Below are 23,220 nucleotides of genomic sequence, written 5' to 3'. Positions count from 1 at the left end.
AACCTGTAGGAGCATGGCTTGCCCGCGATGACGGCATCACAGGCGACGCATATTTGGCGTCTTAGAAAACCGAGGCGTAATCGCCCAGTTCGACCTGTACCGATTTGATGCGTGTGAAGTTATTCAGCGAGCTGATGCCGTTCTCACGGCCAACACCCGATTGCTTGTAGCCGCCGACCGGCATCTTGGCGTCGGACTCGCCCCAGGCGTTGATCCAGCAGATACCGGCTTCCAGTTGATGAATCACGCGGTGAGCACGGTTCAGGTCTTTGGTGACGATGCCGGCCGCCAGGCCGAAGTCGGTGTCGTTGGCACGACGGATCACTTCTTCTTCGGTGTCGTAGGTCAGGATGGCCATGACCGGACCGAAGATTTCTTCGCGAACGATGGTCATCTCGTCGGTGCAGTCGGTGAACACGGTGGGTGCCACGAATGCGCCTTTGGCGAAGTCGCCGTCGGTCAGGCGGGAGCCGCCGCACAGTACGCGGGCGCCTTCTTCCTTACCTTTGGCGATATAGCCCAATACGCTTTCCATGTGGGCAAAGCTGACCAGAGGGCCGAAGTTGGTGTTCTCGTCTTCCGGGTTGCCGATGCGGATGCGCGCGACGCGCTCGGCAATCTTGGCTTCGAAAGCAGCTTTGAGGTGAGTCGGTACGAACACGCGAGTGCCGTTGGTGCAGACCTGGCCGGAGCTGTAGAAGTTGGCCATCATTGCGGTGTCGGCGGCGCGATCGAGGTCGGCGTCGTCGAAAATGATCAGCGGGGATTTGCCGCCCAGTTCCATGGTCACGTCTTTGAGCGACGAGGCGGAAGCGCTGGCCATAACCTTCTTGCCGGTGTCGGTGCCGCCGGTGAAGGAGATTTTTTCGATGCGTGGGTGCTCGGTCAACCAGGTGCCGACTTCACGACCGCTGCCGGTCAGGACGTTGAACACGCCAGCCGGAACGCCAGCTTCGGTGTAGATCTCGGCCAGTTTCAGGGTGGTCAGGGACGTGACTTCGCTTGGCTTGAAGATCATTGCGTTACCGGCCGCCAGGGCGGGTGCGGACTTCCACAGGGCGATCTGGATCGGGTAGTTCCACGCGCCGATCCCGGCGACAACGCCCAGCGGCTCGCGACGGGTGTAGACGAACGAAGTGGTGCGCAGCGGGATCTGCTCGCCTTCGATGGCCGGAACCAGACCTGCGTAGTATTCCAGCACGTCAGCGCCGGTGACGATGTCGACATACTTGGTTTCGGAGAACGACTTGCCGGTGTCCAGGGTTTCCAGGGCAGCCAGTTCATCGTTGCGCTCGCGCAGGATATCAACGGCACGACGCAGGATGCGCGAACGCTCCATGGCGGTCATGGCCGCCCAGATTTTCTGGCCCTTTTCAGCGCTGACCACGGCGCGTTCGACGTCTTCTTTCGTCGCACGCTGTACTTTTGCGAGGACTTCACCGTTAGCCGGGTTGATGGCTTCGAAAGTGGCGTCGCTGCTGGCGTCACTGTAGCCGCCATCGATGTAGAGTTTTTGCAGTTCGAAACGGGCCATATAGTCCTCGCAAGTGCATAAGTTGGTTGGCGGTGACCACTGGAGTGATGCCATAAGGTTGTGGCAACACCGATCAGCAGCAGTTCAGGGGTTGAGCGTTTATGTGTGCTCTAACTCACCTGCTTGGCCAATTGGAAATCCATGTATTCGTAAGCGATCTGTTGCGCCTGCCCGGTGTCGAAAGCGTCTCCCGACAGCGCGCCGCGCAACCACAAGCCATCAATGAGGGCTGCCAGGCCACGGGCGGCACTGCGCGCTTGATCAAGCGGCAATACACGGCGGAACTGGCAGCACAGGTTGGAGTACAGACGGTGATCGTTGATCCGCTGCAACCTGTGCAAAGACGGCTGGTGCATGCTGGTGGCCCAAAAGGCCAACCAGGTTTTCATTGCCGGGCCATTGACCTGGCTGGCGTCGAAGTTGCCTTCGATAATCACCTGCAGATGTGCCCGAGGGCTGTCATCTGCCAGCGCCTGGCGGCGCGCGGTGACGTTCTCGCTGAGGACGTTCATCAGATACCGCATCGTGGCGGCAATCAGGCCATTCTTGTCCTGAAAATAGTGACTGATGATGCCATTCGAGACACCGGCCAAACGGGCGATCAGCGCAATGCTGGCGTCCCCCATTCCGACCTGATCGACAGCCTGCAATGTGGCTTCGATCAATTGCTGGCGGCGGATGGGTTGCATACCGACCTTGGGCATCTTGCACATCTCCTTAGGCCTTCCGACGGACGAAAAACGTCTATCGGATTGAAGGCCAGTCTATTTTGTTTTGATTGAACGTTCAATCAACAAAGAATAAGATCTGCGACAATTCGTCGCTACTTACAGAGTTTTCCTACTTCTGAGCGGCGTTGTTCGACATCTAATAACGGCTCGAAACCTATACGCCCCGGCGCTTTCAGGGTTTCTGGCTTTTTCGGGGTGTCTTTATATCACCCGCCGGTCGGCTGCCAACCAACCGATTGGCCGGGTAACGCGTTGCCTTGTGTTCTTCTCCCGCACTGCCCGGAGCATCTGTGCCATGAGTTCTGCCTCTCTTATAAAGACCCCACCCGAGAAGGTGACGGTCAACGGTTGGGTGTTCTACACCTCTACCGCGTTGATCCTGTTGTTGACCGCCATTCTGATCATTGCCCCGCAAGAGGCCGGCAGATTGCTCGGTATCGCCCAGGCCTGGTTGGCCCGCAGCTTCGGCTGGTACTACATGGTGGTGATTGCCGCTTACCTGGTGTTCGTGGTCGGCCTGGCGTTTTCGTCCTACGGCAAACTCAAACTGGGCAGCAAGGACGACACCCCGGACTTCAGCTACGGCGCCTGGGCTGGGATGCTGTTCTCGTCGGGTATCGGCATCTCGCTGCTGTACTTCGGTGCGTCCGAACCGCTGGACCACTACTTCAACCCGCCGGAAGGCGTGGCCGCCAGCAACATGGCGGCGCGTCAGGCGGTTCAACTGACGTTCCTGCACTGGGGCCTGCACGGCTGGGCGATCTACGCATTGGTCGGTCTGGCCGTGGCGTACTTTGCCTACCGTCATAACCAACCGCTGGCGTTGCGTTCGGCGCTGTATCCGCTGGTGGGTGAGCGTTGGGTCAAAGGCGCGGCCGGTCATGCGGTGGATGGCTTTGGCATGTTCGTGACCCTGCTGGGTCTGGTGACGAACCTGGGGATTGGTTCGCTGCAAGTGTCGTCGGGGCTTGAAAACCTGTTCGGCATGGAACACAGCAACACCAACCTGCTGATCGTGATCATCGTGATGAGCACCGTGGCGACCATCGCGGCCGTGTCCGGTGTGGAAAACGGCATCCGTCGTCTGTCCAACCTGAACATTGTGCTGTTCAGCGGTCTGCTGATCTTCGTGCTGCTGTTCGGCCCGACCCTGCACCTGCTCAATGGCTTCGTGCAGAACATCGGTGACTACCTGAACGGCATCGTGCTGAAAACCTTCGACCTCTATGTGTACGAAGGCAGCGCCGAGAAGACCGAACGCTGGATGGGCCTGTGGACCCTGTTCTACTGGGCCTGGTGGATTTCCTGGGCGCCATTCGTGGGCATGTTTATCGCGCGTATTTCCCGCGGTCGCACGGTGCGTGAACTGGTTGCCGGTGTGCTGCTGATCCCGCTGGGTTTCACCCTGGCGTGGCTGTCGATCTTCGGTAACTCGGCCCTGGACCTGGTGATGAACCATGGGGCGGCGGAGCTCGGGAAGACGGCACTCGAACAGCCGTCCATGGCGATCTATCAGTTGCTTGAGCACTACCCGGCTTCGAAAATCGTGATCGGAGTGTCGATTTTTGTGGGTTTCGTGCTGTTCCTGACCCCGGCGGATTCCGGCGCGGTGATGATGGCCAACCTTTCCTGCAAGGGCGGCAACGTTGACGAAGATGCGCCGCACTGGCTGCGGATCTTCTGGTCGGCGGTGATTACCCTGGTAACCATCGGCCTGTTGTTCGCCGGTAACTTCGAAGCCATGCAAACCATGGTGGTGCTGGCCGGCCTGCCGTTCTCGGTGGTGCTGGTGTTCTTCATGTTCGGTTTGCACAAGGCCATGCGCCAGGACGTGCAGATCGAACAGGAGCAAGCGGAGTTGGCTGCGCGCGGTCGTCGTGGTTTCAGCGAGCGTTTGACTCAACTGGACCTGCAACCGAACCAGTCGATCGTTCAGCGTTTCATGGACAAGCAAGTCAGCCCGGCGCTGGAAGATGCGGCGGTGCAATTGCGCGCTCAGGGCCTGGACGTGCAAACGTTGCTGGGCAAGTCCAAGCGTTGCATGGGCCTGCGGGTCGAGATGGAAGAGGGCAACCCTTTTGTCTACGAAGTGAGCCTGGACGGTTACCTGGCCGCAGCGAGTGACACGGTGTCGGCTGAAAGCGCCGATGAACCGCGTGCACGTTACTACCGCGCCGAGGTGTACCTGCACAACGGCAGCCAGGACTACGACTTGATGGGTTTCGCTCAGGATCAGATCACCCGTGACGTGCTCGATCAGTTTGAAAGCCATCGGCAGCTCCTTGGCCGTGTCTATAGCTAAAGGTTGAGGGCGCGGTGCAGCAGATGCACCGCGTTGCCTTTCTAAAGATCGCAGCCTTCGGCAGCTCCTACGCCGAACGCATTCCTCTGTAGGAGCTGCCGAAGGCTCGGGCCGCGTTCGGACGATCTTTTGATCTTTGCCCCTCAAACAAAAACGCCGCGATCCTCTCGCGGCGTTTTTGTGTCTGTTGCCTTAACCCAGGTTCTTGCCGAGCAGCGCGTGATACAGCTCGCTGTCGCCCAGAATCCCCACCACTTTGTTGTTGTCGTGCAGCACCAGTTTGTTGCCGGTCTGGTAACGAATCTGCAGCGCATCGCGCATGCCGATGTTGGAGTCCACCAGCGTTGGCCGACGACCCAAGGCTTCAACCGCTTGCCCCGGCGCCCAGTTCTGCAGGTCCAGGCTGGCACCGTTCTGACGAGCGCCCTTGATGGTGTTGCCTTCGGCCAGGTCGAGCCACGAATCGCCGCCCGGATCGAGGCACACCGAACCGTTGATGCGTTTGCAGTTGTCCAGCGTGCGCATCAGGCTGCGACCGCACAGCACGTTCAGCGGGTTGGTATGGGCCACGAAGGTCCGCACGTAATCGTCCGCAGGGTTCAATACGATTTCTTCCGGCACGCTGTACTGCACGATGCGGCCGTCTTTCATGATTGCGATACGGCTGCCGAGTTTCAGCGCTTCATCAAGGTCGTGGCTGACGAAAACGATGGTCTTGTTGAGCTTGCTTTGCAGTTCCAGCAGTTCGTCTTGCAGGCCTTGTCGGATCAGCGGGTCGAGGGCCGAGAACGGTTCGTCCATCAGCAGAATGTCCGCATCCATCGCCAGCGCACGGGCCAGGCCGACACGTTGCTGCATACCGCCGGAGAGCTCGTCGGGCTTTTTGTTGCGCCACTGGGCCAGGCCCACCAGCTCAAGCTTGTCGTCCACCAATTTACGGCGTTCTTTCTCAGGGCGACCCTGCATTTCCAGACCGAAACTGATGTTCTCGCGCACCGTCAGCCACGGCATCAGGGCGAACTTCTGGAACACCATTGCGATGCGCTTGGTGCGCATCATTTTCAGTTCTGCCGGGGTACAGGAAGCGATATCGATCTGCTTGCCTTCGTGCTCGACGAACAACTTGCCACGGCTGACGGTGTTGAGACCGTTGATGCAACGCAGCAGGCTGGATTTGCCGGAGCCGGACAGGCCCATCAGCACGCAGATTTCGCCTTTTTCGATGTCGAGGCTGGCTTTTTCAACGCCGACGATCTGACCGGTTTTTTTCAGGATCTGGTCGCGGGTCATGCCCTGGTCGAGGAGCTTGAGCGCCTCGCGCGGGTCTTTGGAGAAGACTACATCGACGTCTTCGAAGCGAATAATGCTCATGCGTCACCCCCTACTTTGGCGTCGGGTTGTTTGCAGATACGGTCGAGCATGATCGCCAGCAGTACGATTGCCAACCCGGCTTCGAAGCCCAGGGCGATATCGGCGGTGTTCAGTGCGTTGACCACGGGTTTGCCCAGGCCATCGGCGCCCACCAGTGCCGCGATCACCACCATCGACAACGACAGCATGATGCACTGGGTGATACCGGCCGCAATGCTTGGCATCGCGTGGGGCAGCTCGATACGGGAGAGCAGTTGACGGCGCGAGCAGCCGAAGGCTTTGCCGGCGTCCATCAGTTCTGCGGGAACATCACGGATACCCAGGTAGGTCAGGCGGATAGGCGCGGCAATCGCGAACACCACCGTCGAGATCAGACCCGGGACCACGCCCAGCCCGAAGAGGGTCAGGGTCGGAATGAGGTACACGAAGGTCGGCACGGTCTGCATCAGATCGAGCACCGGACGCATCAGTGTGTAGAACATCGGTTTGTGCGCGGCGACGATGCCCAACGGCACGCCGATGATCACGCAGACGAAGGTGGCAAACAGCACCTGGGCCAGGGTTTCCATGGTTTCCTGCCAGTACCCCAGATTGAGGATCAGCAGAAAGGAGAGGATGACGAAAACGGTCAGTCCCCACTTGCGTTGAATGAAGTGTGCCAGTAGCGCGATGAGGCCGATCAATGCCAGCGGGTTGAACCAGGTCAGCGCAAACGTCACGCCGTGGATCATCGTTTCCAGTGTCACGGCGATTGCGTCGAATGTGCTGGCGCCGTGTTGCGTCAACCATTCAACGAAGCTCGCGATGTACTGGCCTAAGGGGATTTTCTGATCAATCAGCATGGTAGTGAACGTCCGCATGCAAGGAAATGAACTGCCCGGGCGAGCTAGCTCGCCCGGCGTAAGCGATGCTCCTTAATTCAAGGCTGTGCGAGCTTGGCTTTCACGGCCTCCAGGCCTGGTTTACCGTCAATGGTGGTCACGCCAGCGAGCCAGGTATCAAGCACCTTTGGATTCTTTTTCAGCCAGGCCTTGGCCGCTGCGTCAGGCTTCATCTTGTCGTCCAGGATGTTGCCCATCAGCGAACTTTCCATGTCCACGGTAAATTCCAGGTTCTTCAGCAGAGTGCCGACGTTGCTGCATTCCTGGACGTAGCCCTTGCGGGTGTTGGTGGCCACCGTGGCCGCACCGAAGTCCGGGCCAAAGAAGTCATCGCCACCGGTCAGGTATTGAATCTTGAAACGCTTGTTCATCGGGTGCGGTGCCCAGCCGAGGAAGACCACGGCGGTATCGCGTTTCTGGGCGCGGTCGACCTGCGACAGCATCCCCGCTTCGCTGGACTCGACGACTTTGAAGCCCGCGTCTTTGAGGCCGAAGGCGTTTTTGTCGATCATGGTCTGGATCAGGCGGTTACCGTCGTTACCCGGTTCGATGCCGTAGATCTTGCCGTCGAGTTCTTTCTTGAATTTGGCGATGTCGGCGAAGTCATGCAGCCCTTTATCGTACAGCGCCTGCGGTACGGCGAGGGTGTACTTGGCGCCGATGAGGTTGGTGCGCACGACGTCAACGCTACCGGCATCGCGGTAGGCCTTGATGTCGTTTTCCATGGTCGGCATCCAGTTACCGAGGAACACGTCCATGTTCTTGCCATCGGCCAGGGACTTGTAGGTCACGGGCACGGAAATCATGGTGGTCTTGGTTTTGTAACCCAGGGCGTCGAGCACGACGCTGGTGGTGGCGGTAGTGGCGGTGATGTCAGTCCAGCCGACATCGGAGAAGTTTACGGTGCTGCACTGAGCGGGTTCTGCGGCTTGAGCCAGTAACGGCAGACTCAGCATGGCGGCCAACAACAACGACGGGGAACCTTTCATGGGTGGACTCCTTAGTGTTTTTTTGGCAGTGTTCCGACTGGACCACCGCACTTATGGGTTGCGGTTGGATGGCGTTTTGGAGACAGCTCTACCACGGCGCCTTGCAATCGAGTCGATACGATCATGTACCAGTGAAAATCTGACGCCTACAGGGTGCGTCGTAACCAGTACAGGGATGGTCGCATCCAGTGTCAGTGACGTCGTTTACAGCTTTTTTCAGCCCTGTTTTCCCCTCTGAACCGCAAAAAAACGGCGAAAGCGCTACGTAAAAGACACGCGGCGTTGGTGGACATGAGTGCGTCGGTGTGAGACGTCGAGCGACATGACAAAAGCCTGATGATGCGGCCATCTCGGCGGATTGCAGCTTGAGCGTAGCAGCTCCGTCACTGGGCGCTTTTGCGTCCGGAGTTGGCACATCCAGGAGTTCAGCAGTAATGGCTATCAGCGTTTTCGACCTGTTCAAAATCGGTATTGGCCCTTCCAGCTCGCACACCGTCGGGCCTATGCGGGCAGCGGCGTTGTTCGTGCAAGGTTTGCGTGAGCAGGGTCTTTTGGAACAAGTAAGACGCGTCGAAGTTCAGCTTTACGGTTCGTTGTCGGCCACCGGCATCGGTCACGGCAGCGATAACGCCGTGATCATGGGCCTGATGGGCGAGTGGCCGGACGCGATCGACCCGTCGCAGATCGGCATCCGCATCGAGAGCCTGCGCGAAACCCACACCTTGTTGCTCGACGGTCGCTTGTCGGTGCCATTCATTTGGGCTCGGGACATGCGCCTGATCGACGAGAATCTGCCCTTTCACCCGAATGCCATGACCTTAATTGTAGAAGGCGATCACGGCGAGCTGCACCGCGACACCTACTATTCGATTGGCGGCGGTTTTGTCGTCGATGAAGCGCAAGCGTCCAGCGGTGTGGTCGATCTGGATCGCACCGTATTGCCTTATGACTTCTCCAGTGCGGTAGAGCTGCTAGAGCTTTGCCAGAAGCACAACCTGCGCGTGGCCGAGTTGATGATGGCCAACGAGAAGGTCTGGCGCAGCGAAGAGGACATCCGCAGCGGCCTGATGAAGCTGTGGCGTGCCATGCAAGATTGCGTCGACCAAGGCCTTAAGCACGAAGGCATCCTGCCCGGCGGTTTGAATGTGCGTCGTCGCGCGGCCAGGTTGCATCGCAGCCTGCAAGAGCTGGGTAAGCCCAACGTGATCGGCTCGACGTTGAGCGCGATGGAATGGGTCAACCTGTTCGCCCTGGCGGTCAACGAAGAGAACGCGGCCGGCGGGCGCATGGTCACGGCGCCGACCAATGGCGCGGCGGGGATCATTCCGGCGGTGTTGCACTACTTTATGAAATTCAGCGAGGCGGTGACTGACGCCAACGTGGTCGACTATTTCCTCAGCGCCGCCGCGGTGGGGATTCTCTGTAAAAAGAACGCATCGATCTCCGGTGCCGAAGTCGGTTGCCAGGGTGAAGTCGGATCGGCGTGCGCCATGGCGGCGGCCGGGTTGGCGGAGATTCTTGGCGCTACGCCTGAGCAGTTGTGCAACGCGGCGGAAATCGGCCTGGAGCATAACCTCGGCCTGACTTGCGACCCGGTCGGCGGATTGGTGCAAGTGCCGTGCATCGAGCGCAATGCGATTGCCGCAGTGAAAGCGATCAACGCGGCGCAGATGGCGTTGCGTGGTGATGGTCAGCACTTTATCTCGCTGGATCGGGTGATTCGCACCATGCGCGATACCGGCGCCGACATGCATGACAAATATAAAGAGACATCGCGCGGTGGGTTGGCGGTTAGCGCGGTCGAGTGTTGAGACCGAGGCGCCTGCATCGCGAGCAAGCTTTGCTCCTACGGTCATCAGCTATTTTGTGATCGGCCCTGTAGGAGCGAGCGGGCGGCGTTCCGACTTGCCCGCGAAGGCGCCAGACCAGTCAAAACTGCGCGCTAAGTGAACACACGCTCCAAAACGCGCCACCTTTTAGCGCGTCGTAATCAGACAAGTGACTTTCCCCGGATCCGGGATCCAAGTTGGCCATTACCACCTGTCACCTGTGCTTGCGGTGACACTCTTCTCCAGCACGTCGCAGCCCCTGTTCCCACAAGTGCTACCGATTTGCTCACAGCCTGCGGCGCAGCGCATTTGCTCGCGTTGATGGCACTTATAACCCCCATTCTGCGCACGGCTTATATAGACACGCCGCGACGTCGTTTTCAGGAGTTATTGAATGACCATTCAACTTTAGGCATGGCAATTGCTCTGTCATTACAAAGCCCGTCTCCCACGCGAGAACGATGGCAATAACAAGAGCCTCCGCCTGAGGCCATCACCCGCTTTGTGTGAGGAGATACCGCGATGACGACGTTCAACTCCGGGGCCCAACCCCAGAACCGTGCGCCTCAATCCATCGGCTTTTTGCTGCTGGACAATTTCACGCTGATTTCTCTGGCCTCCGCAGTAGAACCCCTGCGGATGGCCAACCAATTGTCCGGCCGCGAGCTGTATCGCTGGACCACACTCACCGTTGATGGTGGTCAGGTCTGGGCCAGTGACGGTCTACAAATCACCCCGGATTGCTCCATGCACAAAGCCCCGGCCCTGGACACCATCATGGTCTGCGGCGGTATCGGTATCCAGCGCACCGTCACTCGCGAACACGTGTCGTGGCTGCAAAGCCAGGCCCGTCAGTCCCGTCGCCTCGGCGCGGTCTGCACCGGCAGCTGGGCCCTGGCCTGCGCCGGCCTGCTGGACGGCTTCGATTGCAGCGTGCACTGGGAATGCCTGGCCTCGATGCAGGAAGCTTTCCCGCGTGTGGCCATGAGCACCCGGTTGTTCACCCTCGACCGTAACCGCTTCACCAGTTCCGGCGGCACCGCGCCGCTGGACATGATGCTGCACCTGATCAGCCGCGATCATGGCCGTGAGTTGTCGGCGGCGATCTCGGAGATGTTCGTCTACGAGCGCATCCGCAACGAGCAGGATCACCAACGCGTACCACTCAAGCACATGCTTGGCACCAATCAGCCGAAGTTGCAGGAAATCGTCGCGCTGATGGAAGCCAACCTGGAAGAGCCGATCGACCTCGACGAACTGGCGGTGTACGTCGCCGTTTCGCGCCGACAGCTGGAGCGGCTGTTCCAGAAATACCTGCACTGCTCGCCGTCGCGCTACTACCTGAAGCTACGCTTGATCCGCGCCCGGCAGTTGCTCAAGCAGACGCCGATGTCGATCATCGAAGTGGCGTCGGTGTGCGGGTTTGTTTCCACGCCGCACTTCTCCAAGTGCTACCGCGAATACTTCGGCATTCCGCCGCGTGACGAGCGCGTAGGCTCGAACACCACGCAACAGGTGGCGATGATGCCGTTGCCGCAAGCCTTGGTGCTGTCGCCGTTGTCCGGGCCGTTGTCGGCGTTGAGTCAGGCGCGCAATGAATCGACCTTCGCCAGTGTAAGGCTCTAAACCGAGGGGCCTTTAGACAAGATCGTCCGACCGCGGCCCGAGCCTTCGGCAGCTCCTACAGGGATTGATGTAGATCTGTAGGAGCTGCCGAAGGCTGCGATCTTTTGATCTTCTATCAGACGCTGCGGCTCTGCTGGTACACCGCCAATGCCGGCAACAATTGCTTGTCGATCGCCTGGCGCACGGCCGGCAGGATGGTCGCGCTGCTGGTGTACATCTGCTTGACCATGGTGCGCAGCGTCATCGCCCGCTCATCGTTCAAACCTCGCACTGCACATTCGCAAGCCTGCTCGGCGGTGGCGCCGCTCGGTACTTGGAACCCCAACGACTTTAGCTGGCCCAGCAGGTCTTCCTGGTCAATCAAATCGGCGTACATCATGACGCAATCCTTCTTCAGGGAACGGTGTCGTGGCTCGATTCTGGTAGGGGCACGGGGTGTCGGCAAGGACGATTTGTCGCAATGGCCGCAATACCTATGAACAGGTCGTTTTCGGCTAACTCGCCGGTGCCGGGAGTAGGCACACTGGATTCAGCTGGCTTCACGAAGGTTTGGTCACCCTCGCGCAACAGCTCCTCAACACTACCCTCTGCCCCGATCCTGTGACGGCTTGATCGGGGCTTTTTTTGGCCTGTTGAAAAGCAAAAGATCGCAGCCTTCGGCAGCTCCTACAGGAAACGGGTACATCCGTGATATCCCCCTGTAGGAGCTGCCGAAGGCTGCGATCTTTTGCGGTCTAACGCTGCAACACCAAAATCCGCGACAACAACTCATCCCGGTCCACATAGCACCCCTGGAAATGCCGGGCGCCGGTAGCCGGGTCGAACGCATTGCGCGCATGCAGGGTGCGGCGGTTATCGAAGCACCACAACTCCCCCGGATTAAGCCGCGTCATCACCCGAAACCGCGCCTCGCGGGTCATCGCAATAAAGCGTCGATAGGCGCGATACAGCGCCGGCATTTGCTCCACCGAAGCATCGAACGGCCCGCGCAGGAAGTTCGCCATGCGGATTTCCGAGACCTGCCCCAACGCATCCAGCGCAATGATTGGCGCGAGGCAGCGGTAGTCGCTGTGGCGGTCCTTGTTACGGAACTCCACGGGGATTTCACATAGGGCTTTGAACGACTCGGGATCTTCCTGGCGCAACGCCTCGGCAATCGCAAAACCGTCGACGAAAATACTCTCGCCACCCTCGGCGTCATTGACCAGGCAATGCAGAAACTGCAGCCCCGGTTGCAGCTCCGGGTCGGCAGGTCGCTGTGCAATGGCAGGTTGAAAGCGGTGTAGGCGTTGCTGTCGGCATCGGCCTTGGATTGCACGTTGAACAACACGCCGAAATTGCTCTCGCGGATGAAGGAAATCCGCTGGGCGATCAGCTTCAGCGAGCCGGGCTCGGTGGGTAGGCCGCGAACCTGGGTCAGGCCGATATCCCGCACTGCCAGCAGCCATTGCAGCAAGGCATCGCTGTCGTCCATCAGTGCTTGATACTCGAACACCGGCAGCTTTAGCACGCTGTTCCATAATCTGGATTTTGGCTTGCCTGCCTGGCGCTCGGCGCGGGATTCGTCGTCATAGGCGTGCGCTCGCAACCAGCCCGGATCGAAGCGGCTGAGATGTCCGTCCTGCCAGTCGACATGGAGGCAACCATCCGTTTCGATGTGAGCAGCACCGGGTATCAGGTCTTCCGCGACATCAACGATTTCCAGCACTTGTTCGCGGGTCACGGTGTACACGCACAACGGGCACGGGCAATTATCCCGCAGCCATTGGTGATGAAAGGGGCTGACGCGGCCATCGGCCCACTTCACTTGAACTCGGTCCGCCAGGGTGTGCACGGCGGATAATGCGCTGATCATCGGGTAGGTACGGAAGTCGGCAAAAGCGGCGGCGGTGTTCATGGCGATCTCCTTGTTATTTTTGTGGGGGCAGTGCGATCACTCGGCCAATGTAGTCGGGGGTTGGCAGGTCGGTTTGCTCGGCGACGATGGTTTGCAGCTTACTCAAGGTTTGCGCGCTGAACGGTGCGGAGCGCGGCCCGGCGAGGTCGACGTGCAGTAGCATTTGTTCGTTGCCGGCCAGTGCCTTGTCACTGCCCACCAGGTGGAGGCTGTGGTAGAGATGCAGGCGTTTTTGGTCGTGGGCGATGATTTGGGTGTGTACCTCAACGTTGGCGTCGAGCTTCACTTCGTGCAGGTAGTTGAGGTGCAGTTCGAGGGTGAACAGCGAATGGCCGCTGGCTTCGCGGTTGTTGCTGTCCATGCCCAGGCGATCCATCAACGCGTCGGTGGCGTAGCTGAAGATCAGCAGGTAGAAGGCGTCGCGCAGGTGGCCGTTGTAGTCGACCCAGTCGGGGATGATTCTGGTTTGGTAGGTGGTGAGGGTGGGCATGGGTGAGGTTCCGATGTTGGTGGTGACTGAGCTGCCGCCTTTGCGAGCAAGCCCGCTCCCACAGGGGAATTGTGGTGTGAACACTGTCTATGTCACAACGCAGAACCAATGTGGGAGCGGGCTTGCTCGCGAAGGGGCCAGGCCTGCTGACTGGTTACTCGCTGAAGGCCATTCCATGCTTCTCTTTGGTGGTCTTCACCGCCTCCAGCACTGCCAGCAAGCAATCATCACGATAGCGCTCCAGTGCCGAAATGCTGTGCGTCCCCAACTGATCACTGGTCCCGTCCACCACATCATCAATCAACTTATCCGTCAGCTCCGGCGCCGGCAGATAAGTCCACGGCAACTGCAACGCCGGCCCAAACTGCGCCATGAAGTGCCGCATCCCGGCATCGCCGCCCGCCAAGGTGTAGGTCAAAAACGTCCCCATAAACGACCAGCGCAGCCCGGCGCCAAAGCGAATCGCATCGTCGATTTCACCGGTGGTCGCCACACCGTCGTTGACCAGGTGCAGTGCCTCACGCCACAGCGCTTCGAGCAAACGGTCGGCGATAAACCCCGGCACTTCCTTGCGTACATGCAGCGGGCGCATGCCCAAGGATTCATAGACTTTTATCGCCGCTTGAATGGCGTCTGGCGCGGTGTTTTTGCCGCCGACCACTTCCACCAACGGCAACAGATAAACCGGGTTGAACGGATGCCCGACCACGCAACGTTCTGGGTGGGTCGAACCTTCGTAGAACTCGCTTGGCAACAGCCCCGAGGTGCTGGAACCGATCAAGGCATCAGGTTTGGCTGCCGCGCTGATTTTGCCGTGCAATTCCAGTTTCAGTTCCAGGCGTTCAGGGGCACTTTCCTGGATGAAATCCGCATCGCGCACGCACTCTTCAATCGTCGCGACAAAGCGCAGTCGATCCTGTGATGCACCCGGTGCCAGGCCTTGTTTTTCCAGCGCGCCCCAGGCATTGGCGACACGCTTGCGCAGCGCGGCTTCGGCACCGGGCGCCGGGTCCCACGCCACCACGTCGAGGCCGTGGGCGAGGGCGCGGGAGACCCAACCGCTGCCGATGACACCGCTGCCCAGCGCTGCAAAAGTTTTGATTTCGGTGATAAAGCTCATGGCGACTTCCTGAATAATTCGGTGATCCTCGTAGAGCTGCCGCAGGCTGCGATCTTTTGATTTTGTTTTTCAAGATCAAGATCAAGATCAAAAGATCGCAGCCTGCGGCAGCTCCTACAGGGGTTATGAGTGAGATCAGCCGCGCTTGGTCAGACCCATTTTTTCCCGGCCTTGCGCCGGCGTCAGGACTCGGGCACCGAGGCGGCTGAGGATTTCGCTGGCGCGTTCGACCAGTTGGCCGTTAGTCGCCAGCACGCCTTTGTCCAGCCACAGGTTGTCTTCCAGCCCGACCCGCACGTTGCCGCCCAGCAGCACCGCTTGGGCGGCCATCGGCATTTGCATGCGACCGATGCCAAACCCGGCCCAGACTGCGTTCGCCGGCAGATTGTCGACCATGGCTTTCATGGTCGTGGTGTCGGCCGGCGCGCCCCACGGGATGCCCAGGCACAGCTGGAACAGCGGATTGTCGAGCAAGCCTTCCTTGATCATCTGCTTGGCGAACCACAGGTGACCGGTGTCGAAGATTTCCAGCTCGGCCTTCACGCCCAGCTCTTGAATACGTTTGGCGCCCGCGCGTAACTGGGCCGGGGTGGAGACATAAATGGTGTCGCCATCGCCGAAGTTCAGGGTGCCGCAATCGAGGGTGCAGATTTCCGGCAGCAGTGCTTCCACGTGGGCCAGACGGGTCAGCGGGCCGACCAGATCAGTATTCGGGCCGAACTCCATCGGGTTTTCGCCCGCGCCGATTTCCAGGTCGCCGCCCATGCCGGCGGTGAGGTTGACGATGATGTCGACGTCCGCCTCGCGGATCCGCTCCATCACTTCGCGGTACAGCGCCACGTCACGGCTGAACTTGCCGGTTTCGGGATCACGAACGTGGCAATGAACCACGGTGGCGCCCGCCTTGGCGGCTTCCACGGCGGCCGCCGCGATTTGTTTCGGGGTGACCGGCACGTGGGGGCTTCTGGCGGTCGTGTCGCCAGCACCGGTGAGTGCGCAGGTGATGATGACGTCGTGGTTCATGAGGCGGGTTCCTTGCAGGCGTGATGTGTCCGGACGCAGCCCTTCACGGGCTGCGAGTCGGTTATTGATGTCGGGTTTATTTACTGGTCAGTTTCAGGTTGTCAGCGGCCGGTTTGCCATCGAATGTGGTCACACCTTCGAGCCAGCGCTGTTTGTCTTGCGGGTGATCCTTGAGCCATTGCTTGGCCGATTCGAAGGCGTCCTTGTGATCCAGCAGCGGCTGCATCATCCGGCTCTCGTCGGCGGCGGTGAATGTCAGGTTGTTCAGCAAACGGCTGACGTTCGGGCATTGTTCGGCGTATTTCGGCGCGGTGACGGTCCAGACCGTGGCCATGCCTTCGTTCGGGCCCAGGGCGTCGTCGCTGCCGGTGAGGTAGGTCATTTTCACGTTGACGTTCATCGGGTGCGGCGCCCAGCCGAAGAACACCACCGCTTCGTTACGACGCACGGCGCGATCCACCGCCGCGAGCATGCCGGCCTCGCTGGACTCGACCAGCTGGAATTTACCGAGGCCAAACTGGTTCTTGGCGATCATTGCCTTGATCTGGGTGTTGGCGCCCGAGCCAGGCTCGATGCCGTAAATCTTGCCGCCCAGTTCTTTTTCGAACCTGGCGATGTCGGCAAAGGTTTTCAGGCCTTTGTCGGCGAGGTAGGTCGGTACGGCGAGGGTCGCGCGGGCGTCTTTCAGGCTCGGCGCTTCCAGTACTTTGACCTGCTTGCCATCCACGAACGGGGTGATGGTCTGGGTCATCAGCGGGTTCCAGTAGCCGAGGAACATGTCCAGGCGCTGGTCGCGGATCCCGGCGAAGATGATTTGCTGGGACGCGCTGGTTTGTTTGGTGTTGTAGCCGAGGCCATCGAGCAATACCTGGGTCATGGCGCTGGTGGCGATCACGTCGGTCCAGTTCACTACGCCCATGCGCACGTTCTGGCACGCAGCAGGTTCGGCCGCCATGACACTGGCGCTCAATAAAGCGGTACCGCTGAGTGCAAGAACACAGCTGCTGATCAGTCGTTTCATGGTGGGTTCCTCGGCAGGTCGTTATTGTGGGTCCCGGTGTCTTCGTGCGCCGGTGATGCCAAGTTACGCAGCTAAGCCCCCGTACAAACGCACTACGGCGACCAGCTCTTGCACTGCAGCGACCTGAGCCCTTGAATGCCGGCGACAACTGGCGTATCAACGTCCACACGCTTCCCGCCCTCTCGTTACCTGCCAGTCGAGTGCGCTCCATGTCCCAGGATTTCTACTTCTTGTTGATGCCGGGTTTCTCGGCCATCGGGTTTATCTCGGCCATCGAGCCGCTGCGGGTCGCCAATCGCTTTCGCGGCGAGTTGTATCGCTGGCATGTCTTGAGCGCCGATGGCGGGGCGGTGTTGGCGAGTAATGGCATGTCGGTCAACGCCGACGCGGGGCTGGAGCCGTTGAAAAAAGGCGTGACGCTGTTGGTGGTCGCCGGTTTCGAACCTTTGAAATTCGCCACGCCAGCGCTGGAACACTGGCTGCGCCGACTCGACAACGAAGGCGTGACCCTCGGCGCTATCGACACCGGCAGCTTCGTCCTCGCCGAAGCCGGTCTGCTCGACGGCCATCGCCTAACCCTGCACTGGGAAGCCATCGACGCGTTCAAGGAATCCTATCCACAGCTCAGCGTCACCCAGGAGCTGTTCGAGATCGACCGCCGCCGCATCACCTCCGCCGGCGGCACCGCCTCCATCGACCTGATGCTCGACCTCATCGGCCAGGCCCACGGCCCGGAACTGGCGATCCAGGTCAGCGAACAATTCGTACTCGGGCGCATCCGCCCGCGCAAAGACCACCAGCGCATGGAAGTCGCCACGCGCTATGGCATCAGCAACAAGAAGCTGGTTCACGTGATCGGCGAGATGGAACAGCACAGCGAACCGCCGCTGAGCACGCTGGAACTGGCGGAGTCGATCAAAGTGACGCGGCGGCAACTGGAGCGGTTGTTTCGGTTGCACCTGAACGACACACCGAGCAACTTCTACCTGCGGTTACGGCTGGAAAAGGCCCGGAAGTTATTGCGCCAGACCGATATGAGCGTTCTGGAAGTGAGCATTGCGTGCGGGTTTGAATCGCCGTCGTATTTCACCCGCAGTTATCGGGCTCGGTTTGAGCGGTGTCCGCGGGAAGACCGGCGCACCGCGAAGGTCTGAGCCAGACACAAACCAATGTGGGAGCGGGCTTGCTCGCGAAAGCGGTGTGTCAGTCTAGATTTGAAGTGACTGACACTCCGCTTTCGCGAGCAAGCCCGCTCCCACAGGGAGATCTGCTTGCGCTGTTATTTCTTCACCAACGCCGAACATGCCGCCTTATAAGCCTCATGCTGATACTTGTTCAGCGTCCCCGGCAGTTCGAAGTTGTGCTTTTTAGCCTGCGCATTGATCGTCTGCGGCGACAACAGCGTCACCTCGCAATTTTCCAGCAACTGAAAAACACCCTCGATCTTGAACGTCGTCGGCCCACCGGCAAACTCACCCTTCTTGCTGCGCTTCTTGATCGCAATCCGATCAATCGAATTCTCCCGCACAAACGACGCGACCTGAGCGGCGAAGACTTTGACGTTCGCGGCTTCGTCGTCATCGTCCAGGGCGATTTTCTTGGTGGCCAGGGCGACGTGGCTCAGCGCCTGACCGTCGAGGGAGGCCAGGGCGATGATCGCTTCGCTGCCTTTGATTTCGATGCCGCAGATTTTCATGGTCGGGCCTTGGGGGACGTTGAATTGGGGGCGATGGTCGCGCACCTTGAAGCGAGGGTCAAAGCGGATTGTCGGCCGCGGTGAGAGGAGTGAAAAGATCGCAGCCTTCGGCAGCTCCTACAGCGAGCACGTCCAGCGTAGGCGCTGCCGAAGGCTGCGATCTTGGCGATCTGATGGCCTGCAGAAAAAAAGACCAGACGTTGTCTTTTATTCCTGCGAAATCGACTCCAAAAACTCCGACCGCTCGTCACTCATCCGCGCCATACAGTCATTCTGCGCAATGGTGAATGCCTTGCTACCACTCGTCGCCGGGAACGCTTCCACCGCGCAATCCGCATCACGTGTCTTCAACCATTGCTGCTGGGCAACCTTGAGCTTTTCAGTGATGTCGCTCAACTGTGCCTTGTTCTTGCCGTAAACCGACTGCAGACGCTCGTTCAGCCCCTGATAGTTGTCCTTGAGCAGTTGCTCGGCGGTGGTTCTGCTGTAGGCCGAGCATTCCAGGGTCTGGACGTCGTTTTCGACCGCATCGCAGGGGTTGTTGTCGGACTCTTCAGCTGCCTGTACGCCAGTCGCTATCAGTGCCAAAGCCAGGAAGATCGATTTCATTGCGTCGCCCTAAATCCAGTAAGCATCCAGTGATGCGCCGAATTCTGGCCCATGCGCAGGCCCTTGAACAGGTGTGCGATGACGCCCGGCGACGACCCTTTGTCGCAGATTGACGCTTTCGGCAAACCCCCTGTCGTTTTTGCACCCGGCTGCCCCGGTCCTCAGGCATATGCTGGCCCCAAAGCGCCGGCACACGATTCGGCGCATGAATCGCTAATAGGGGACTGCCTGATGAGCCCAGCCGAATTGCACGCCGACAGCATCGTTATCGACGGGCTGATTATCGCCAAGTGGAACCGCGAGCTGTTCGAAGACATGCGCAAGGGCGGTCTGACCGCAGCCAACTGCACTGTGTCGGTGTGGGAAGGCTTTCAGGCCACGATCAATAACATCGCCGCGAGCCAGAAGCTGATCCGCGAGAACAGCGACCTGGTGATTCCGGTGCGCACCACCGCCGATATCCGCAAAGCCAAGGAGCAGGGCAAAACCGGCATCCTCTTCGGCTTCCAGAATGCCCACGCCTTTGAAGACCAGATCGGCTATGTCGAGGTGTTCAAGCAGCTCGGCGTCGGTATCGTGCAGATGTGCTACAACACCCAGAACCTGGTGGGCACCGGTTGCTACGAACGCGATGGCGGCCTGTCGGGCTTCGGTCGTGAAATCGTTGCCGAGATGAACCGCGTCGGCGTCATGTGTGACCTGTCCCACGTCGGCTCCAAGACTTCCGAAGAAGTCATCCTCGAATCCAAGAAGCCGGTTTGCTACTCCCATTGCCTGCCGTCGGGTCTGAAAATCCACCCGCGCAACAAATCCGATGAAGAACTGAAGTTCATCGCCGATCACGGCGGTTTCGTCGGCGTGACCATGTTCGCGCCGTTCCTGGCCAAGGGCATCGATTCGACCATCGACGACTACGCCGAAGCCATCGAATACACCATGAACATCGTCGGCGAAGACGCCATCGGCATCGGCACCGACTTCACCCAGGGCCATGGCCAGGACTTCTTCGAATACCTGACCCACGACAAAGGCTACGCCCGCCGTCTGACCAGCTTCGGCAAGATCATCAACCCGCTGGGCATCCGCACCGTCGGCGAGTTCCCGAACCTGACCGAGACGCTGCTCAAGCGCGGCCATTCCGAGCGCGTGGTCCGCAAGATCATGGGCGAGAACTGGGTCAACGTCTTGAAAGACGTCTGGGGCGAATAAGCCCACTTGAACAACGATTCCTTGTAGCAGCTGCCGAGGTACGAGGCTGCGTCGGGCTGCGAAGCGGCCCCCGAGGGCGGTCCTACGGACACGCAACGCAGCCTCGTACCTCGGCAGCTGCTACGCAAAACACACCACGAATTTTCCGGAGTTAAGTTTCCATGGCCAAGATCGCCCCGCAATTGCCAATCGAAGTCGACAGCGAAACCGGTGTCTGGACCTCCGACGCCCTGCCAATGCTGTACGTACCGCGTCACTTCTTCGTCAACAACCACATGGGCATCGAGGAAGTGCTGGGCAGCGAGGCCTACGCTGAAATCCTCTACAAGGCCGGCTACAAATCCGCCTGGCACTGGTGTGAAAAAGAAGCTGAATGCCACGGCCTGGAAGGCGTCGCGGTGTTCGAGCACTACATGAAGCGCCTGTCGCAACGCGGCTGGGGCCTGTTCAAGATCCAGGACATCGACCTCGACAAAGGCACCGCCAACGTCAAGCTCGAACACTCGGCGTTCGTCTACGTGTACGGCAAGGTCGGGCGCAAGGTCGACTACATGTTCACTGGCTGGTTTGCCGGTGCCATGGACCAGATTCTGCAAGCCCGCGGCAGCAGCATCCGCACCGTTGCCGAGCAAGTCTACGGTGGCTCCGAAGAAGGCCACGACGACGGTTTGTTCACCGTCAAGCCGTTGTAAGTCGAGGACCCCGCCATGGCTTTCGAAGCAATGTTCCAGCCGATCCAGATCGGCAAACTGACCATCCGTAACCGCGTGCTCAGCACCGCGCACGCCGAGGTTTATGCCACCGACGGCGGCATGACCACCGACCGGTACGTCAAGTATTACGAAGAGAAAGCCAAGGGCGGGATCGGCCTGGCGATTTGCGGCGGTTCTTCCAGCGTGGCCATCGACAGCCCGCAAGGCTGGTGGAAATCGGTCAACCTGGCCGACGACCGGATCATTCCGCACTTCCAGAACCTGGCCGATGCCATGCACAAGCATGGCGCCAAGATCATGATCCAGATTACTCACATGGGCCGACGCTCGCGTTGGGACGGCGAGCACTGGCCAACCCTGCTGTCGCCATCGGGCATCCGTGAACCGGTGCACCGTGCGACCTGCAAAACCATCGAGCCGGAAGAAATCTGGCGGGTGATCGGTAACTACGCCACAGCGGCTGGCCGCGCCAAGGCCGGCGGCCTGGACGGCGTTGAACTGTCGGCGGTGCACCAGCACATGATCGACCAGTTCTGGAGCCCGCGCGTCAACAAACGTACCGATGAATGGGGCGGCAGCTTCGAGAACCGCATGCGTTTCGGTCTGGAAGTCCTGAAGGCTGTGCGCAAGGAAGTCGGCCCGGATTTCTGCGTCGGCATCCGTCTGTGCGGTGACGAGTTCCACCCGGACGGCTTGTCCCACGAAGACATGAAGCAGATCGCCAAGTACTACGACGACACCGGCATGATCGACTTCATCGGCGTGGTCGGTTCGGGTTGCGATACCCACAACACCCTGGCCAACGTTATCCCGAACATGAGTTATCCACCGGAGCCATTCCTGCATTTGGCGGCCGGTATCAAGGAAGTGGTCAAGGCCCCGGTGCTGCACGCGCAGAACATCAAGGACCCGAACCAGGCGACCCGTATTCTGGAAGGCGGCTACGTCGACATGGTCGGCATGACCCGCGCCCACATCGCCGACCCGCACCTGATCGCCAAGATCAAAATGGGCCAGGTCGACCAGATCAAACAATGCGTCGGCGCCAACTACTGCATCGATCGTCAGTACCAGGGCCTGGATGTGCTGTGCATCCAGAACGCCGCGACTTCCCGTGAATACATGGGCGTGCCGCACATTATCGAGAAGTCGACCGGTGTGAAGCGCAAAGTCGTGGTGGTCGGTGCCGGTCCTGCCGGGATGGAAGCGGCTCGCGTGTCGGCTGAACGTGGCCACGACGTGACCCTGTTCGAGAAGAAAGAATTCATCGGCGGGCAGATCACTACTGCTTCGAAAGCCCCGCAACGGGACCAGATCGCCGGTATCACGCGCTGGTTCCAGCTTGAGCTGGCGAGGTTGAAAGTCGACCTGCGCCTGGGTGTCGCGGCTGATGCCGCGACCATTCTCGATCTGCGTCCGGACGTGGTTGTGCTCGCCGTCGGCGGTCATCCATTCCTGGAGCAGAACGAACACTGGGGCGCGGCGGAAGGCCTGGTGGTCAGCAGCTGGGACATCCTTGACGGCAAGGTTGCGCCGGGCAAAAACGTGCTGGTCTACGACACCATTTGCGAATTTACCGGGATGTCCACCGCGGACTTCCTCGCCGACAAGGGCAGCCAGGTCGAGATCGTCACCGACGACATCAAGCCGGGTGTAGCGATTGGCGGCACATCGTTCCCGACGTACTACCGCAGCATGTACCCGAAAGAAGTGATCATGACCGGCGACATGATGCTGGAGAAGGTCTACCGCGAAGGCGACAAGTTGGTGGCGGTGCTGGAAAACGAATACACCGGCGCCAAAGAGGAGCGGGTGGTGGACCAGGTCGTCGTCGAAAACGGCGTGCGTCCGGACGAGGAAATCTATTACGCGCTGAAGGAAGCGTCGCGCAACAAGGGCCAGATGGACATCGAAGCCCTGTTCGCGATCAAGCCGCAGCCTTCGCTGAGCCAACAGGGTGACGGCTACTTGCTGTTCCGCATCGGCGACTGCGTGGCCCAGCGCAACACCCACGCGGCGATCTACGACGCCCTGCGGTTGTGCAAGGATTTCTAAGCCCGGCTAACCCCGTAGGAGCTGCCGCAGGCTGCGATCTTTTGATTTTGTTTTCTAAGATCAAGATCAAAAGATCGTAGCCTGCGGCAGCTCCTACACCGACCGCGTTTCTCCAAGATGTACT

The 23,220-nt window shown here is 59.7% G+C and carries 19 protein-coding genes and 1 pseudogene; 7 read left to right on the top strand and 13 right to left on the bottom strand.

Translation table 11 applies throughout. The features are described 5' to 3' along the window. Positions 1-61 precede the first annotated feature (61 nt). Positions 62-1,534, bottom strand: coding sequence for a betaine-aldehyde dehydrogenase (betB, locus tag JFV26_RS04015; protein WP_201189930.1), 1,473 nt, complete (start codon positions 1,532-1,534; stop codon positions 62-64). Between the two features lie 110 nt (positions 1,535-1,644). Continuing rightward, a complete protein-coding gene (gene betI / locus JFV26_RS04010) occupies positions 1,645-2,238 on the bottom strand; it encodes a transcriptional regulator BetI (protein WP_201189928.1) in 594 nt (197 codons plus the stop codon). A 379-nt stretch (positions 2,239-2,617) separates the two neighbouring features. Between betI and JFV26_RS04005 the strand changes: the two genes are divergently transcribed. Further along, positions 2,618-4,567 carry a BCCT family transporter gene (locus JFV26_RS04005; RefSeq protein WP_342215427.1) on the top strand — a complete coding sequence of 650 codons (1,950 nt, stop codon included), beginning with the start codon at positions 2,618-2,620 and terminating at the stop codon, positions 4,565-4,567. 192 nt (positions 4,568-4,759) lie between these two features. Here the strand turns inward: JFV26_RS04005 and choV are convergent, their stop codons facing one another. From choV to JFV26_RS03990, 3 genes are all read right to left on the bottom strand, one after another. Beyond that, positions 4,760-5,938, bottom strand: a complete 1,179-nt coding sequence (gene choV, locus JFV26_RS04000; protein WP_201189924.1) for a choline ABC transporter ATP-binding protein — start codon at positions 5,936-5,938, stop codon at positions 4,760-4,762. After that, positions 5,935-6,780, bottom strand: coding sequence for a choline ABC transporter permease subunit (gene choW, locus JFV26_RS03995; RefSeq protein WP_201189922.1), 846 nt, complete (start codon positions 6,778-6,780; stop codon positions 5,935-5,937). Before choW ends, choV begins: the two co-directional genes overlap by 4 nt. Positions 6,781-6,857: 77 nt before the next feature. Beyond that, positions 6,858-7,808, bottom strand: a complete 951-nt coding sequence (locus JFV26_RS03990) for a choline ABC transporter substrate-binding protein (RefSeq protein ID WP_201189920.1) — start codon at positions 7,806-7,808, stop codon at positions 6,858-6,860. A 434-nt stretch (positions 7,809-8,242) separates the two neighbouring features. On the opposite strand from JFV26_RS03990, the gene JFV26_RS03985 reads away from it, so the two are divergent. Further along, positions 8,243-9,619, top strand: coding sequence for an L-serine ammonia-lyase (locus JFV26_RS03985; protein WP_201189918.1), 1,377 nt, complete (start codon positions 8,243-8,245; stop codon positions 9,617-9,619). 540 nt (positions 9,620-10,159) lie between these two features. Continuing rightward, the gene (gbdR, locus tag JFV26_RS03980; RefSeq protein ID WP_201189916.1) at positions 10,160-11,263 is read left to right on the top strand and encodes a choline metabolism transcriptional regulator GbdR; all 1,104 of its coding nucleotides are present in this window, start codon (positions 10,160-10,162) and stop codon (positions 11,261-11,263) included. A gap of 115 nt (positions 11,264-11,378) precedes the next feature. Here gbdR and JFV26_RS03975 read toward each other — a convergent pair whose 3' ends face one another. From JFV26_RS03975 to choX, 6 genes and pseudogenes are all read right to left on the bottom strand, one after another. Continuing rightward, positions 11,379-11,642, bottom strand: a complete 264-nt coding sequence (locus JFV26_RS03975) for a hypothetical protein (RefSeq protein ID WP_201189914.1) — start codon at positions 11,640-11,642, stop codon at positions 11,379-11,381. 355 nt (positions 11,643-11,997) lie between these two features. After that, positions 11,998-13,160 (bottom strand): annotated as a pseudogene (locus tag JFV26_RS03970) (gamma-butyrobetaine dioxygenase). Positions 13,161-13,173: 13 nt separating this feature from the next. Continuing rightward, positions 13,174-13,650, bottom strand: coding sequence for a thioesterase family protein (locus JFV26_RS03965; RefSeq protein WP_201189913.1), 477 nt, complete (start codon positions 13,648-13,650; stop codon positions 13,174-13,176). A gap of 154 nt (positions 13,651-13,804) precedes the next feature. Then, a complete protein-coding gene (locus tag JFV26_RS03960) occupies positions 13,805-14,770 on the bottom strand; it encodes an L-carnitine dehydrogenase (protein ID WP_201189911.1) in 966 nt (321 codons plus the stop codon). 135 nt (positions 14,771-14,905) lie between these two features. After that, entirely contained in the window at positions 14,906-15,793 is an 888-nt protein-coding gene (locus JFV26_RS03955; protein ID WP_201189909.1) for a 3-keto-5-aminohexanoate cleavage protein, read from the bottom strand. Positions 15,794-15,869: 76 nt separating this feature from the next. Beyond that, positions 15,870-16,814, bottom strand: a complete 945-nt coding sequence (gene choX, locus JFV26_RS03950) for a choline ABC transporter substrate-binding protein (protein ID WP_201189907.1) — start codon at positions 16,812-16,814, stop codon at positions 15,870-15,872. A 209-nt stretch (positions 16,815-17,023) separates the two neighbouring features. Here choX and JFV26_RS03945 point away from each other — a divergent pair, with 209 nt between their 5' ends. After that, on the top strand, positions 17,024-17,968 hold the full coding sequence (locus JFV26_RS03945) for a GlxA family transcriptional regulator (RefSeq protein ID WP_201189900.1): 945 nt from the start codon (positions 17,024-17,026) through the stop codon (positions 17,966-17,968). Positions 17,969-18,093: 125 nt separating this feature from the next. Here the strand turns inward: JFV26_RS03945 and JFV26_RS03940 are convergent, their stop codons facing one another. After that, complete coding sequence (locus JFV26_RS03940; RefSeq protein WP_201189898.1) at positions 18,094-18,510, bottom strand: DUF3010 family protein; 417 nt, start codon at positions 18,508-18,510, stop codon at positions 18,094-18,096. Between the two features lie 207 nt (positions 18,511-18,717). After that, a complete protein-coding gene (locus JFV26_RS03935; protein ID WP_201189896.1) occupies positions 18,718-19,119 on the bottom strand; it encodes a lysozyme inhibitor LprI family protein in 402 nt (133 codons plus the stop codon). A gap of 231 nt (positions 19,120-19,350) precedes the next feature. Here JFV26_RS03935 and JFV26_RS03930 point away from each other — a divergent pair, with 231 nt between their 5' ends. The 3 genes from JFV26_RS03930 (at position 19,351) to dgcA (ending at position 23,096) form a co-directional block, all read left to right on the top strand. Next, entirely contained in the window at positions 19,351-20,328 is a 978-nt protein-coding gene (locus JFV26_RS03930) for a dipeptidase (RefSeq protein WP_201189894.1), read from the top strand. Between the two features lie 161 nt (positions 20,329-20,489). Beyond that, positions 20,490-21,020, top strand: a complete 531-nt coding sequence (locus JFV26_RS03925; RefSeq protein ID WP_201189892.1) for a DUF5943 domain-containing protein — start codon at positions 20,490-20,492, stop codon at positions 21,018-21,020. A gap of 15 nt (positions 21,021-21,035) precedes the next feature. Next, positions 21,036-23,096, top strand: a complete 2,061-nt coding sequence (gene dgcA, locus JFV26_RS03920) for a dimethylglycine demethylation protein DgcA (RefSeq protein WP_201189890.1) — start codon at positions 21,036-21,038, stop codon at positions 23,094-23,096. The last annotated feature ends 124 nt before the right edge of the window (positions 23,097-23,220 follow it).

This window comes from Pseudomonas sp. TH31 (genome assembly GCF_016650815.1).
In the GTDB taxonomy this organism is placed as follows: Bacteria; Pseudomonadota; Gammaproteobacteria; order Pseudomonadales; family Pseudomonadaceae; genus Aquipseudomonas.
This window is presented reverse-complemented; position numbering and strand designations above follow the sequence as displayed.

Bases quoted from the DNA above. Each gene is read 5' to 3' on its own strand.
- betB (WP_201189930.1), bottom strand. From the start codon at position 1,534: ATGGCCCGTTTCGAACTGCAAAAACTCTACATCGATGGCGGCTACAGT.
- betI (WP_201189928.1), bottom strand. From the start codon at position 2,238: ATGCCCAAGGTCGGTATGCAACCCATCCGCCGCCAGCAATTGATCGAA.
- choV (WP_201189924.1), bottom strand. From the start codon at position 5,938: ATGAGCATTATTCGCTTCGAAGACGTCGATGTAGTCTTCTCCAAAGAC.
- choW (WP_201189922.1), bottom strand. From the start codon at position 6,780: ATGCTGATTGATCAGAAAATCCCCTTAGGCCAGTACATCGCGAGCTTC.
- JFV26_RS03990 (WP_201189920.1), bottom strand. From the start codon at position 7,808: ATGAAAGGTTCCCCGTCGTTGTTGTTGGCCGCCATGCTGAGTCTGCCG.
- JFV26_RS03985 (WP_201189918.1), top strand. From the start codon at position 8,243: ATGGCTATCAGCGTTTTCGACCTGTTCAAAATCGGTATTGGCCCTTCC.
- gbdR (WP_201189916.1), top strand. From the start codon at position 10,160: ATGACGACGTTCAACTCCGGGGCCCAACCCCAGAACCGTGCGCCTCAA.
- JFV26_RS03975 (WP_201189914.1), bottom strand. From the start codon at position 11,642: ATGATGTACGCCGATTTGATTGACCAGGAAGACCTGCTGGGCCAGCTA.
- JFV26_RS03965 (WP_201189913.1), bottom strand. From the start codon at position 13,650: ATGCCCACCCTCACCACCTACCAAACCAGAATCATCCCCGACTGGGTC.
- JFV26_RS03960 (WP_201189911.1), bottom strand. From the start codon at position 14,770: ATGAGCTTTATCACCGAAATCAAAACTTTTGCAGCGCTGGGCAGCGGT.
- JFV26_RS03955 (WP_201189909.1), bottom strand. From the start codon at position 15,793: ATGAACCACGACGTCATCATCACCTGCGCACTCACCGGTGCTGGCGAC.
- choX (WP_201189907.1), bottom strand. From the start codon at position 16,814: ATGAAACGACTGATCAGCAGCTGTGTTCTTGCACTCAGCGGTACCGCT.
- JFV26_RS03945 (WP_201189900.1), top strand. From the start codon at position 17,024: ATGTCCCAGGATTTCTACTTCTTGTTGATGCCGGGTTTCTCGGCCATC.
- JFV26_RS03940 (WP_201189898.1), bottom strand. From the start codon at position 18,510: ATGAAAATCTGCGGCATCGAAATCAAAGGCAGCGAAGCGATCATCGCC.
- JFV26_RS03935 (WP_201189896.1), bottom strand. From the start codon at position 19,119: ATGAAATCGATCTTCCTGGCTTTGGCACTGATAGCGACTGGCGTACAG.
- JFV26_RS03930 (WP_201189894.1), top strand. From the start codon at position 19,351: ATGAGCCCAGCCGAATTGCACGCCGACAGCATCGTTATCGACGGGCTG.
- JFV26_RS03925 (WP_201189892.1), top strand. From the start codon at position 20,490: ATGGCCAAGATCGCCCCGCAATTGCCAATCGAAGTCGACAGCGAAACC.
- dgcA (WP_201189890.1), top strand. From the start codon at position 21,036: ATGGCTTTCGAAGCAATGTTCCAGCCGATCCAGATCGGCAAACTGACC.